Source organism: Sphingomonas sp. SDUR79 (genome assembly GCF_056821745.1).
The window spans coordinates 2,413,641-2,426,386 of the sequence record NZ_JBPDIN010000001.1; the positions used below are offsets into that span (position 1 = coordinate 2,413,641).

Annotated in this window: 11 protein-coding genes; 9 read left to right on the forward strand and 2 right to left on the reverse strand. The window is 67.9% G+C overall.

All coding sequences use genetic code 11. From position 1 onward, the window contains the following. Window positions 1-33: 33 nt before the first annotated feature. The 4 genes from ACRYLO_RS12035 to ACRYLO_RS12050 are packed head-to-tail and all read left to right on the forward strand — an operon-like array spanning window position 34 to window position 3,765. Window positions 34-1,098: a class I SAM-dependent methyltransferase gene (locus ACRYLO_RS12035; protein ID WP_482660377.1), complete on the forward strand. Its 1,065-nt coding sequence runs from the start codon at window positions 34-36 to the stop codon at window positions 1,096-1,098. Further along, window positions 1,095-1,619 carry a GNAT family N-acetyltransferase gene (locus tag ACRYLO_RS12040; protein WP_482660378.1) on the forward strand — a complete coding sequence of 175 codons (525 nt, stop codon included), beginning with the start codon at window positions 1,095-1,097 and terminating at the stop codon, window positions 1,617-1,619. Before ACRYLO_RS12035 ends, ACRYLO_RS12040 begins: the two co-directional genes overlap by 4 nt. Beyond that, a complete protein-coding gene (gene pgeF / locus ACRYLO_RS12045) occupies window positions 1,616-2,383 on the forward strand; it encodes a peptidoglycan editing factor PgeF (protein ID WP_482660379.1) in 768 nt (255 codons plus the stop codon). Before ACRYLO_RS12040 ends, pgeF begins: the two co-directional genes overlap by 4 nt. A 56-nt stretch (window positions 2,384-2,439) precedes the next feature. After that, complete coding sequence (locus ACRYLO_RS12050; RefSeq protein WP_482660380.1) at window positions 2,440-3,765, forward strand: cystathionine gamma-synthase family protein; 1,326 nt, start codon at window positions 2,440-2,442, stop codon at window positions 3,763-3,765. A 114-nt stretch (window positions 3,766-3,879) separates the two neighbouring features. Here the strand turns inward: ACRYLO_RS12050 and ACRYLO_RS12055 are convergent, their stop codons facing one another. Next, window positions 3,880-4,824, reverse strand: coding sequence for an alpha/beta hydrolase (locus ACRYLO_RS12055; protein WP_482660381.1), 945 nt, complete (start codon window positions 4,822-4,824; stop codon window positions 3,880-3,882). Window positions 4,825-4,976: 152 nt separating this feature from the next. Between ACRYLO_RS12055 and ACRYLO_RS12060 the strand changes: the two genes are divergently transcribed. From ACRYLO_RS12060 to ACRYLO_RS12075, 4 genes are all read left to right on the forward strand, one after another. Beyond that, window positions 4,977-5,819 (forward strand): cupin-like domain-containing protein, encoded by an 843-nt coding sequence (locus tag ACRYLO_RS12060; RefSeq protein WP_482660382.1) that lies wholly within the window; start codon window positions 4,977-4,979, stop codon window positions 5,817-5,819. A gap of 48 nt (window positions 5,820-5,867) precedes the next feature. Continuing rightward, complete coding sequence (locus ACRYLO_RS12065; RefSeq protein ID WP_482660383.1) at window positions 5,868-7,025, forward strand: tetratricopeptide repeat protein; 1,158 nt, start codon at window positions 5,868-5,870, stop codon at window positions 7,023-7,025. 96 nt (window positions 7,026-7,121) lie between these two features. Beyond that, complete coding sequence (gene thiL / locus ACRYLO_RS12070; RefSeq protein ID WP_482661737.1) at window positions 7,122-7,997, forward strand: thiamine-phosphate kinase; 876 nt, start codon at window positions 7,122-7,124, stop codon at window positions 7,995-7,997. 573 nt (window positions 7,998-8,570) lie between these two features. Continuing rightward, window positions 8,571-10,667 (forward strand): sodium-translocating pyrophosphatase, encoded by a 2,097-nt coding sequence (locus tag ACRYLO_RS12075; RefSeq protein WP_482660384.1) that lies wholly within the window; start codon window positions 8,571-8,573, stop codon window positions 10,665-10,667. A gap of 68 nt (window positions 10,668-10,735) precedes the next feature. Here ACRYLO_RS12075 and ACRYLO_RS12080 read toward each other — a convergent pair whose 3' ends face one another. After that, the gene (locus ACRYLO_RS12080) at window positions 10,736-11,578 is read right to left on the reverse strand and encodes an endonuclease/exonuclease/phosphatase family protein (protein WP_482660385.1); all 843 of its coding nucleotides are present in this window, start codon (window positions 11,576-11,578) and stop codon (window positions 10,736-10,738) included. A gap of 65 nt (window positions 11,579-11,643) precedes the next feature. Between ACRYLO_RS12080 and ACRYLO_RS12085 the strand changes: the two genes are divergently transcribed. Then, window positions 11,644-12,654 carry a LacI family DNA-binding transcriptional regulator gene (locus ACRYLO_RS12085; RefSeq protein ID WP_482660386.1) on the forward strand — a complete coding sequence of 337 codons (1,011 nt, stop codon included), beginning with the start codon at window positions 11,644-11,646 and terminating at the stop codon, window positions 12,652-12,654. The last annotated feature ends 92 nt before the right edge of the window (window positions 12,655-12,746 follow it).

The window sequence follows — 12,746 nt, forward strand, 5'->3', positions numbered from 1 at the left end:
GGGAGGGGTCGGGGGAGGGCATGTCGCCAAGCGATGACCGAACAGGCTAATTCCGAAGGCCCCCTGCCCGAGCGCATCGCCCGCGCGATCACGCTTGCCGGGCCGATTCCGCTCTCGCAGTTCATGGGTGCGGCCAACACCCATTATTACGCAACGCGCGACCCGCTCGGCACGCGCGGCGATTTCACCACCGCGCCCGAAATCAGCCAGATGTTCGGCGAGCTGGTCGGCCTCGCGCTCGCCGACCTGTGGGACCGCGCCGACCGCGCCGACTGCCATTATGTCGAGCTTGGCCCGGGCCGCGGCACGCTCGCCAGCGATGCGCTGCGTGCGATGCGCAGCGCCGGCCTGACCCCGCCAGTGCATTTCGTCGAAAACAGCCCGATGCTGCGCGCCGAACAGGCCAAGGCGGTGCCCAACGCCGAATGGTCGCTCGATCTCGTCGGCATCCCCGATGACAAGCCGCTGCTGGTCGTCGCCAACGAATTCTTCGACGCGCTCCCGATCCGGCAGCTGGTCAAGACGCAACATGGCTGGCGCGAGCGGCTGGTCGCCTGTCAGGACACGTTGTTCCTCCCCGTCATCGGCCACACCATCTTCGATCCGATCATCCCGCCGCAGTTCCGCGATGCGCCCGACGGGTCGATCCTCGAAACCTCGCCCCCCAGCGTCGCGATCCTGCGCGCCCTCGCCGCACGTTTGCTGCAACAGGGCGGCGCAGCGATCGTCATCGACTATGGCTATGCCGGCCCCGCAATCGGCGACACGCTTCAGGCGGTGCGCGGCCATGCCTATGTCAATCCGTTCGAGGATCCGGGCGAAGCCGACCTCACCGCCCATGTCGATTTCGGCACGCTGATCGAAGCCGCGCGGGTCGAGGGGTTGGAGGCATATGGCCCCGTATCGCAGGGCGCATGGCTGCGCGATCTCGGCATCGAACCGCGCGCAGCCGCGCTGACTCGCGCCGCGCCCGACCGTGCCGAAGACATCGCCGCCGCCCGCGACCGCCTGATCGGCGACGACGCGATGGGCGAGCTGTTCAAGGTCGTCGCACTCACCGCCCCCGGCTGGCCGATCCCGGCCGGGTTTGCGGAATGACGATCGCCGCCGCCCTCGCCATCGACACGCCCACCCCCGCCGACGCCGCCGCGCTCGACGCGATGGCGGAGGCCAGCTGGCGCGACACCTTCGCGCACTTCTACAAGCCCGAGGATCTGGCCGCCTTTCTCGACGAGAATTTCGGCGAGGATGGGCGCCTGGCCCGCGACCTCGCCAACCCGGCGATCACCTGGGCCGTTGCGCGCGCCGATGGGGTGATCGCCGGTTACGCGAAGATGGTGCCCCCGACCCTCGAACAGGCCGGCCCCGCCGACGCGCAACTGGCGCAGCTCTATGTCGCGACCGACTGGCACGGGCGCGGTGTCGCACAGGCGCTGATGGACTGGGCGATGACCACCGCCCGCGCCCGCCGCGCCCCCGCCTTGCTGCTGACGGTGTTCGAAGAGAACCACCGCGCGATCGCCTTCTACGCCAAATATGGCTTCGTCCATGTCGGCGACTATGCCTTCCCCGTCGGCCGCCAGATCGACCGCGACCTCGTAATGCGGCTCGCCCTGTGAGCGACCTCACCATCCTGCGCGCCGCCGCGCTCGACGGCGTCGCGCACGGCTTTGTCGGCCGCACCGGCGGCGTCACCACCGGCCCGACCGCCAGCCTCGACATGGGCCGCCGCGGTCTGCCCCCCACGCCGGAGCTTCAGGAAAACCAGCGCCGCGTGATCGCGGCCATCGCGCCGGGCATCCGCTTCGCCACCGTGCATCAGGTCCACTCGCCCGACGCGGTGATCGTCGCCGACGGCTGGGACGAGGACAATCGCCCACACGCCGACGCGCTCGTCACCGACCGCCCCGGCATCCTGCTCGGCATCCTCACCGCCGACTGCGCCCCCGTCCTGTTCGCCGACCGCACCGCCGGTGTCGTCGCCGCCGCCCATGCCGGATGGAAGGGCGCGCTGCACGGCGTCACCGACGCGACCGTCGCTCGCATGGAAGAACTCGGCGCGGACCGCAGCCGCATCGCCGCCGCCGTAGGGCCCTGCATCGCCCGCGCCAGCTACGAGGTCGACGAGGCTTTCCTCGCCCGCTTCGCCGCCGCCGACCCGGCCAACGACCGCTTCTTCACCCCCGGCAAGCCCGGCCACCACCAGTTCGACCTTGAGGCGTATGTCGTCCACCGCCTCGCCGCCGCTGGCCTGCGCCGGATCGAAGCGCTCGGCGCGGACACCTATGCCGACCCCGCGCGTTTCTTCAGCTATCGCCGCGCCACGCATGAAGGCGCCCCGGACTATGGCCGTCAGATCAGCGTGATCGCATTGACGGAATGATCCAAGGGTGCGACGGCTGCGGTAACTAGTTTCACTTGATACCAGGAGCGGCCCGCATGACCGACACTTCCGACCAGACCCCCGACGAAGCCGCCCTCACCGGCACCACCCCGCGCCGCCGCCCCAAGCCCCCGGTCGACACCGTCGGCGGCCGCAAGCTCAGCCCCAGCACGCTGATGATGGGCCATGGCTATGACCCGGTGCTGTCCGAAGGCTCATTGAAGCCGCCGATCTTCGCCACCTCGACCTTCGTCTTCCCCAACGCCGCCGCCGGCAAGCGCCATTTCGAAGGCGTCACCGGCAAGCGTCCCGGCGGCGCCGAGGGCCTTGTCTATTCGCGCTTCAACGGCCCCAACCAGGAAATCCTCGAGGATCGCCTCGGCGTGTGGGAAGAGGCGGAGGACGCGCTCGCCTTCTCCTCCGGCATGTCCGCCATCGCCACCCTGTTCCTCGCAATGGTCAAGCCCGGCGACACCATCGTCCACAGCGGCCCGCTCTACGCCGCCACCGAAACGCTGATTGCCCGCATCCTCGGCAAGTTCGGCGTCCACTGGGTCGACTTCCCCGCCGGCGCCACGCGCGAAGAGATCGACGCGGTGCTGCAAAAGGCATCATCGGGCAATGTCGCCCTCATCTATCTCGAAAGCCCCGCCAACCCGACCAACGTGCTGGTCGATGTTGAGGCCGTCGCCGCCAGCCGCGACGCCATCTTCACCGGCGACACCAAGCCGCCGATCGCGATCGACAACACCTTCCTCGGCCCGCTCTGGGCGCAACCGCTCAAGCAGGGCGCCGACCTCGTCGTCTATTCGCTGACCAAATATGCCGGCGGCCATAGTGACCTCGTCGCGGGCGGCGTGCTGGGCAGCAAGGCGCACATCAACACCATCCGCATGATGCGCAACACGATCGGCACGATCTGCGACCCCAACACGGCGTGGATGTTGCTGCGGTCGCTGGAGACGCTGGAGCTGCGCATGAGCCGCGCAGGCGAAAACGCCGCCAAGGTCTGCGAATATCTGCGCACCCACCCCAAGGTCGAAAGCGTCGGCTATCTCGGCTTTCTCCCCGAAGGCAGCCGCCAGCGCGACATTTACGACCGCCACTGCACCGGCGCCGGATCGACCTTCTCGCTTTACCTCAAGGGCGGCGAGAAAGAGGCCTTCGCCTTCCTCGACTCCTTAAAGATCGCCAAGCTCGCGGTCAGCCTCGGCGGCACCGAAACCCTCGCCAGCGCCCCCGCCGCGATGACCCACCTCTCGGTCCCCGACGCGCGCAAGCAGGCGCTCGGCATCACCGACAATCTCGTGCGCATCTCGATCGGCGTCGAAAATGCCGACGACCTGATCGCGGACTTCGAGGAAGCGCTGAAGGCGGTGTGACTCGGAAAGCCCCTCCCCTTCAGAGTATCGGGCGGCCATGCCCCCGGCATGGCCTAAACAGCGCGGGGCGCTGTTTACCCGATACTGGGTTGGGGTGGGGCGGTAGTGGCCAGCTCAGCGCCCGCCTCTGCCCCGGTCGAGAAATCCGAGCGGAATGTCGATCCGCTCGCGCCACGCCCGCTCATTATGCTCGGTGCCGGTAAAGCTGCGTAGCTCGAACGTCCGCCCCGGCACCCAGCCCAGCGTCGGCAGCATCGCGTCGACCGCCTTGGCGAAGGGCGGATAGGCCGCGTCCAGCGTCATCGTCCCATGGTCGAGATAGACGCGGTTGCGCGCGGGATCGAACGCGGTCCCCGTCAGCCACGCACGCAACGCCCGCGCCACCGCCTCCGGCCCCCCGGGCGGGCGGCTATAGGGTGCCATCGGCGCCGCCAGTGGCAGATGGATCGACAGGCACGCCGCCTGCCCGAACACGCGCGGATATTCGCCGACCGCATAGAGCGAGATCAGCCCGCCCATCGACGATCCCATCACCGATGTGTCCGCCGGCCCCGCCAGCGTGCGGAAGCGCCGGTCGATCGCCGGCTTCAGCTCCTCGACGATGAAGCGCAGATAGGCGTCGCCCAGCAACGGCCCGCCCGCCATCTCCAGCACCGCCGCACGATACGCCTCGGGCAGGTGCGCCGCGACCTTTTGCGGGAAATATTCGGAAAAGCGTGCCGACGTGTTCACGATCCCGACCACGATCGTGTCGCGCAGGTCGCCGCGCGCCGCCATCCGCGTGATCGCCTCGTCCACGCCCCATTCGCCGGCGAACGCCGACTTGCCGTCGAACAGATTCTGCCCGTCATGCATGTAGAGGACCGGAAACCGCGCCGACCGCCGCGTATCATAGGCCGCCGGCAGCCACACCAGCACCTTGCGCGCCGCGACATGGCGCGACGGAAACGCATCCAGCGTCACGATCCGCCCGCCCCTCACCTGTGCGCGCGCGGGCAGCGCCGCGAGCCCAATCCCGGCCAGCCCCCCAGCCAGCACCTCGCGCCGCGCCCAGCCCATTCGCCCCTCCTGCATCACTGCCGCCAGCCTATCAGCTCCGGCGTGCCGAGGGATATACTATACGAATGCAACGCCCCCGATTTGGGGGTTTCCCGAACCGATTGCACTGGTTAACCCGACTGCGATTGCACGTCGGTGAGTGTGGGTCGAGTATGCGGGATGAGGTTGCCTTCGATACGCTCCGGGCCACGGGGCTCGCCAGCCTGTCGCGTCCGACCAGGATCGTCGGTTTTGACCAGCCCGAACTGCGCGATCCCGGCTTTCTGGCCGAATTGAGCGCGATGCGCTTTCCGGTGGTCAACAACTATCTCGACGATCTGCGCGCCGGCCGCGATCTCGGCGGCACGCCGCGCGACATGACACTGGCGGCCTATCTCGCATCGCCTGCGCCGTCGGCGGAGCATGCAAATGCGCTCGAAATGGTGCTGGAGGCGAAGGTGCCACCAGCGATCCTCGACCGGATCGATCTGCCGCCATCGCTCGGCGCGATCCGCCAGCCGCGCTTCTTCGCCGGGCGACAGGGGGCCTGCGCCGACATGCATTTCGACTGGCTCAGCCACTGGCTGTTTCAGGTGCCGCTGTTCGGCCGCAAGCATTTTGCGTTTCTGCCGATCGCCGCCGCCGGATCGCTCGACGTGAAGGCCAATTTCGCCCGGCGCAATCTGCGCGGCATGACCCTCGATGAGTGGACGGCGTTGGTCGACGAACATGGCGGATGCCATTTCGTCATCGGCCCGGGTGAGGCGCTGGTCCAGCCGCCCTTCTGGTGGCATTGCGTCAGCTATGTCGAGCCGGCTGCAACGGTATCGATTGGAATTGGCCCGGTCGATCCGGTGATCGACGCGATTGTCGCCGAACCCGGTCCCCGCGACTGGAGCCTGGCGGCGCTGTTTCAAAAGCGGCTTCAGGGCGGCCCCGACGCCGAGGGCGCAACACGCATGATCGACGCGATGCACGCACGGCTCAAGGCACGGGCGAACCAGCCCGCAGCCTGACGCAATTCGTCGCTTGCCCGAAGCGCGGCCGCGGCGCACATCTCCGCCATGCGCCGCCTCGCCCTGCTGCTCGCCCTGATCGCCACGCCCGCCGCCGCGGATGAGTTCAAATTCGGCCTCCAGCTCGACGAGAGCGGCGCCGCCCTGCCGCGCGAAGCCGTGCTCCAGGCGACGGCGGACTCGCGCAGCAACTGCACCCCCGCCACCCCGCCGAGCGAAGATTGCGCGCTCGGCCTCGTCGCCGCCGCCGAGCTGCTCGCCACCGCCGGCCTGTTCGACGAAGCCGAACGCGCCGCCCGCACCGCCCTCACCATGATGGAAAGCCTGCGCGGCCCCGCGCATGAAGACACGAGCGTCGTGCGCGGCACGCTGGGCGCGGTACTGCTGCGCGGCGGCCGTTATGGCGAGGCCGAACCGGTGCTGCGCGTCGCGGCGCAGACGCTTCAGGCCAGCGCGAACGGCGACCCCGAATTGCTCGCCGATCACCTGATGAACCTCGGTATCGTGCTCGCCGAACAACGCCGCTATGCCGAGGCCGAACCCGCGCTCCGCCGCGCAATCGCGGTGCGGCAGGACAAGCTGCCCGATAACCTCATCGCCATCGCCACCGCCCGCTCGAACCTCGGCGTACTCCTCGCCCGAACCGGGCGGGACCAGGACGCGCTGGCCGAGCAACAGGCCGCATTCGCGATCCGGCGCGATCGGTTGAAGGCCAGCCATTACGACTTCGGCACCTCGATGCTCAACCTCGCCGAACTGCTCGCGCGCCAGCCGGATGCCGCGCGCCTCATTGCCGAACCCTATCTGCGCGCCGGGCTGATGACGCGCGAAGCCGTGCTGCCCCCCGGCGACCCGCGCACCACGCTCGCCCAGACGATGCTCGCGGAAAATCTCGACGCGCAGGGCAAGCGCACCGGCGCGCTCGAACTCTATCTGTTCGCCTATGCCGGCGCGCGCGAAACCCTGTCCCCCGACGCCCCCTTGCGCATCCGCGCCGCCCACAACCTCGCCCGCTTCCTCGCCGCCAACGGAACCGGCCTCCCCGTCGCCCGCACCCTGCTCCGCGAAGCCGCAACCGGCGTCCTCACCCGCGCCGCCCGCGCGCAGGAGTTCGACGAGTCCAGCCGCGCCGACCTGTCGCAATGGCGCGGGGTGTTTGCAGGCGGGGTGGCAGTGGCGTGGCGGTTGGGAGGAAGGGTTCCATAAGAGCTGATCAGCCTTCTTCCCCTCGTCCCTCCGCAGAGGGGAGAGGGAACGAAGGCCGTGCTGGCACCGCATCTATACTATGGCTACACCCGCCAAGTGCCCGACGAGTTCACCTTCCTCACCGCCCTGCGCGCCATCGCGACGCACCCGGCAGCGGCGGGGCTCGCGGACGATACCGCCCAGCTCGATGTCGCGGCGGGTCGCCTGATCCTCACCAGCGACACGATGGTCGAGTCGGTCCACTACCGCCCGCATGATCCGCCAGAGTCGGTCGGCTGGCGGCTGGCGGCGGTCAACCTCTCGGACCTCACGGCCAAGGGCGCGACACCGCTCGCATGCCTGCTCAATTACAGCCTGTCGGGCGATGCCGTGTGGGACCGCGCCTTCCTCGACGGTCTCAACCAGGCGCTCACCACCTACGCCATGCCGTTGATCGGCGGCGACACGGTGGCGATGCCCGGCGGAGCCCCGCGTAGCCTTACCCTCACCGCCATCGGCACCGCGCCACCCAAAGTCCCCCTGCGCAGCGGCGCGCAGCCCGGTGACACGCTTTGGGTCACCGGCACCATCGGCGGCGCCGCGTTCGGCGCGGATGGGAACCCGCGCGATCTCGCCCGCTATCTCAACCCTGTCCCGCGCGTCGCGGAGGGACAGGCGCTCGCCCCGCTCGCCACCGCAATGATGGACGTGTCCGACGGCCTGCTGATCGACGCCCAGCGGCTCGCCACAGCCAGCGGCATCGCGATCCACATCGACCTCGACGCGGTCCCGCTCGCCCTCCCCGGCCCGATCCTCGACGCGGCCTGTGCCGGCGACGATTACGAACTGCTCTTCACCCTGCCCGATGGCGTCGAGCCACCGGTCCCCGCAACCCGCATCGGCACCGCCAGCCCCGGCAGCGGCCTCACCCTCACGGCCAACGGCGCCGCCATCCCCCTCCCCGCCCGCCTCGGCTACCGTCACGGCGGCTGAGCATCGATAATCCTCCCCCGCCAGGGGGAGGTGGCAGCGCAGCTGACGGAGGGGGAGGAAGGGTCTCAGCAAGAGGCGACAGGACACAGCCGTCCTCCCCCTCCGTCGCCTTCGGCGCCACCTCCCCCTGGCGGGGGAGGATTGAGAAGGCCCACCCCCAACAACCCCCTTCAAATGTTGGATTTCTTCTGATCTACCCTGATCGATGAAGCCGACTCCATCCGACTCAGCCACCCCCACGTCGCCAACGCGACGCGCTCCGGTCGCGTGCCGGTTGTCAGCCTGTCGCTCCCCCGTCGCGTCGCGGTTGTCAGCCCGTCGCGCCCGCGTCGCGCCGCTGTCGCGTCACCGTCGCGCACCTGTCGAAAACCTGTCGCATCGCGGTCGCCAACCCGGCGCGTTTCCCTCCGCCGCGCAGGACACCCCGTTTTTTCGTCAGCTTCGTCGGACACCGCGCCGATCCACCACGCCGCTTGACAGCCCCCCGCCCCTCTCTACGCTCCACCCCGACGCGGTTTGTACCGGGCATCAAGATCTGGACGACCCGCGGGATTCACAGGGGAAGGATACCAGATGACGGTTGTTACGATCGCCATCGGGTGCGGCTTACTCGCCGTGCTCTATGGAATTTTCACGAGCTATCAGGTGCTCGCTTATTCGGCCGGCAATGCCCGGATGCAGGAAATCGCTGCGGCTATTCAGGAAGGCGCGCAGGCCTATCTTGCCAAGCAATATACCGCGATCGCCGTCGTCGGCGCCATCGTCGCGCTATTGGTCGGCTATTTCTTGGGGCTCACTTCGGCAGTGGGCTTCCTGCTCGGCGCAGTGTTGTCGGGCATCACCGGCTTTATCGGGATGAACATCTCGGTCCGCGCCAATGTCCGCACGGCTGAGGCTGCACGCACCTCGCTGCAGTCGGGCCTCACCGTCGCATTCCGCGCCGGGGCGATCACCGGCATGCTGGTGGCGGGGCTTGCGCTGCTCGCGATCTCGGTCTTCTTCTGGTATCTCACCGGCCCGGCCGGTTACGCCCCACAGGATCGCCATGTCGTCGACGCGCTCGTCGCACTGGCATTCGGCGCATCGCTGATCTCGATCTTCGCCCGCCTCGGCGGCGGCATCTTCACCAAGGCTGCGGACGTCGGCGCCGACATGGTCGGCAAGAACGAGCTCGGCTTTGACGAGGATGACGACCGCAACCCCGGCGTCATCGCCGATAACGTCGGCGACAATGTCGGCGATTGCGCAGGGATGGCCGCCGATCTGTTCGAAACCTATGTCGTCACGGTCGGCGCGACGATGGTGCTGACCGCTTTGCTGGTCACCGGCATCGACAATGCGTCGCTGCTCGCGCTGATGAGCCTGCCGCTCGCGGTCGGCGGCATCTGCATCATCACCTCAATTATCGGCACCTATTTCGTCCGGCTCGGCTCGGGCACCAACATCATGGGCGCGCTGTACAAGGGCTTCGTCGCCACTGCGCTGCTGTCGATCCCGGCAATCTATTACGTCACCGCGCAAACGCTGGGCGGCATGGACACGCAGGTTGGCGGCGGCCTCAACTTCACCGGCATGGACCTGTTCTGGTCGATGATGGTCGGCCTTGGCGTCACCGGCCTTTTGGTGTGGATCACCGAATATTACACCGGCACCAACTATCGCCCGGTCAAGTCGATCGCCAAGGCGTCTGACTCCGGCCATGGCACCAACGTCATTCAGGGCCTTGCGATCTCGATGGAGTCGACCGCGCTGCCGACGTTGGTGATCGTGGTCGGCATCATCGCCAGCTTCCAGATCGCCGGGCTGATGGGCATCGCCTTTGCCGCCACCTCGATGCTGGCGCTGGCCGGCATGGTCGTTGCGCTCGACGCCTATGGTCCAGTGACCGACAATGCCGGCGGCATTGCGGAGATGGCCGGCCTAGACAAGGAAGTGCGGGAGCGCACCGACGCGCTCGACGCCGTGGGCAACACGACCAAGGCAGTGACCAAGGGTTATGCGATCGGTTCGGCCGGCCTCGCCGCGCTGGTGCTGTTCGCCACCTACACCGTCGATCTGGGCGAGTTCTTCGCCGATGTCGCGGTGAACTTCTCGCTGTCCAACCCCTATGTCATCGTGGGGCTGCTGCTCGGCGCACTGCTGCCGTACATGTTCGGCGGCATGGCAATGACCGCCGTTGGTCGCACCGCGCAGGCGGTGGCGCAGGACATCCGTGCGCAGTTCAAGGAAAACCCCGGCATCGCCGATCGCAGCGTCCGTCCCAACTATGCCCGCACCGTGGGTCTGGTGACGTCGGGCGCGATCCGCGAAATGATCGTCCCTTCGCTGCTCCCGGTGCTCGCGCCGATCGCGGTGTATTTTGCGATCACCGCGGTGGCGGGTCAGGCCAATGGCTTTGCCGCGCTTGGCGCATTGCTGATCGGCGTGATCGTCTCGGGCCTGTTCGTCGCAATCTCGATGACCAGCGGCGGCGGCGCGTGGGACAATGCCAAGAAGGTGATCGAACTCGGCGCCTATGGCGGCAAGGGCAGCCCGGCGCATCAGGCCGCGGTGACTGGCGACACCGTCGGCGATCCCTACAAGGATACGGCGGGTCCGGCGGTCAATCCGATGATCAAGATCACCAACATCGTCGCGCTGCTGCTCCTCGCGGCACTCGCGGCGGGCTGATCTGTCTGGTCTTCTTCAGCCCCTCCCGCCTTCGCGGGAGGGGTTGGGGAGGGTCTTCTTCTTGAGGTTCAAGGCCAGCGGTAATCGGCCACCACCGGAAAGTGATCCGACGGAAACCGCCCGCCCCGCCCGAAATCGACCGTCTCGACCGCCACCGGCGTCAGCCCCCGGGCCATCACCCAGTCGATCCGCCTCCCCGGCGTTCCGGAAAAGCCATGGAACGTCCCCTCCGGCCCCTTCCGCTCCGGTGCCGCAACCCAGGCATCGGCCAGCCGGGCACTCAAAATGCGATGGGCTTCGCTGTCCGGCCCGGTGTTGAAGTCCCCGGTCAGCACCACCACCTCACCAGCAGGCCGCTGCGCCACCCATTGTGCAATCGCCGCCGCACATTTGCTGCGCGCAACCTCATCCTCGGCGCGATACGGAAAATGCGTGTTGATCAGCCAGAAGCGGTGACCAGCCGCCGTCTCGAACAGTCCCCAGGTCGCCATCCGCGGATAGGGATGCCCCCAGCTGATACTCCCCGGCACGCTCGGCGTATCCGACAGCCAGAAATGGCCCAGATCGACCACCTTCATCCGGTCACGGCGAAAAAACACCCCCATATGCTCATCGCCCCGCCCGCCGCGCCGGTCGATCCCGAACCAGCTGAACTGCGGCAGCCGCTCGACGACCTGATCGCCCTGGATCTTCCACAATTCCTGCGTGCCGATGATGTCGGGATCGCATCGCCGGATCGTCTCGACGAACAGATCGCGCCGCGCCTCCCACCGGTTCGGCCCGTCCGAGTCGATCGGCAGGCGAACGTTGAAGCTCATCGCCCGCAAGCCGGTCCGCTTCGCTGCGGCATGGGCCAATCCGGGCATCAGCCCCAGTCCCGCCGCTACCGCGACAACTCCGCGCCGATCCATGACCAAACTCCACTCTTGCCTGTTGCCAACGCTGTCACCTATGCCTGACGCGTCAGGGGAGGCAAATGGCGCGACGGCCGACGATCAAGGAAGTTTCGAAACTCGCGGGCGTGTCGTTCAAGACCGTCTCGCGCGTGCTGAACAATGAAAAGAACGTCAGCGAGGAAACCCGCCGTCGGGTCGAGCAGGTGGTTGCCGAACTCAACTTCCGCCCCAGCCTCGCCGCACGCACCCTCGCCGGGCGCAAGTCGTTTCAGGTCGGACTGCTCTACGACAATCCCAGCCCCTATTATGTCTATCACCTGCTCGCCGGCGCGCAGGAGGGGTGCGCCGAACATGGCTATCGCCTGCTGACCCAGCCGGTCGACAGCACCGCCCCCGGCCTCGTCGCCGATGTCGCGGCTCTGGTCGATGAAACGCATCTCGACGGACTCATCCTATCCCCCCCGGTGACCGAGAACGAAGCCCTGCTCGACGAACTCGACCGGCGCGGCCTGCCCTATGTGCGGATCGAGCCAGGGCTGCGCCGCGATGTCGGGCGATCGGTCACGATCGACGACGCCAGCGCGGCGCAAGAGGCGACGGCGCATCTCCTGGCACACGGCCATCGCCGCATCGCGTTCATCAAGGGGCCGCTCAGCCATGTTTCGACGGTCGAGCGCCTGAAGGGTTATCGCGCCGCGCTTGATGCCGCCGCGGTGGCGTTTGAACCCGATCTGGTGGCGGCGGGGGACTACAGCATCGAATCGGGCCGCCGCGCCGCCGTGGCCCTGCTCGACCGCGCCGCGCCGCCGACCGCGATCTTTGCCGGCAATGACGATATGGCGGCTGGCGCGCTCGCGGTGGCGCATGAGCGCGGGATCACCGTGCCCGACCAGCTGTCGATCGTCGGGTTCGACGATTCCGACCTTGCCGCTGCGGTGTGGCCACCCCTCACCACCGTGCGGCAGCCCGTGCACGAACTTGCCCGCAGTGCCGCGGATCTGCTGCTTGACGCAAAAAACCAGCGCGACCGGATGACGTTCGACACCCGGCTGATTGCCCGCGCCAGTACCGGCCCCGCCCCCTCCCGCTAGCACAAGTTGTCCGACATCTCGATTGACACGCCGAACGACTTGTAGGACAACACGACTGACACCGGTGTCTTAAAGCCGGGTCGATTGGCGCA

Bases quoted from the DNA above. Each gene is read 5' to 3' on its own strand.
- ACRYLO_RS12085 (WP_482660386.1), top strand. From the start codon at position 11,644: ATGGCGCGACGGCCGACGATCAAGGAAGTTTCGAAACTCGCGGGCGTG.
- ACRYLO_RS12080 (WP_482660385.1), bottom strand. From the start codon at position 11,578: ATGGATCGGCGCGGAGTTGTCGCGGTAGCGGCGGGACTGGGGCTGATG.
- ACRYLO_RS12075 (WP_482660384.1), top strand. From the start codon at position 8,571: ATGACGGTTGTTACGATCGCCATCGGGTGCGGCTTACTCGCCGTGCTC.
- ACRYLO_RS12040 (WP_482660378.1), top strand. From the start codon at position 1,095: ATGACGATCGCCGCCGCCCTCGCCATCGACACGCCCACCCCCGCCGAC.
- ACRYLO_RS12060 (WP_482660382.1), top strand. From the start codon at position 4,977: ATGCGGGATGAGGTTGCCTTCGATACGCTCCGGGCCACGGGGCTCGCC.
- ACRYLO_RS12055 (WP_482660381.1), bottom strand. From the start codon at position 4,824: ATGGGCTGGGCGCGGCGCGAGGTGCTGGCTGGGGGGCTGGCCGGGATT.
- ACRYLO_RS12065 (WP_482660383.1), top strand. From the start codon at position 5,868: ATGCGCCGCCTCGCCCTGCTGCTCGCCCTGATCGCCACGCCCGCCGCC.
- ACRYLO_RS12050 (WP_482660380.1), top strand. From the start codon at position 2,440: ATGACCGACACTTCCGACCAGACCCCCGACGAAGCCGCCCTCACCGGC.
- ACRYLO_RS12035 (WP_482660377.1), top strand. From the start codon at position 34: ATGACCGAACAGGCTAATTCCGAAGGCCCCCTGCCCGAGCGCATCGCC.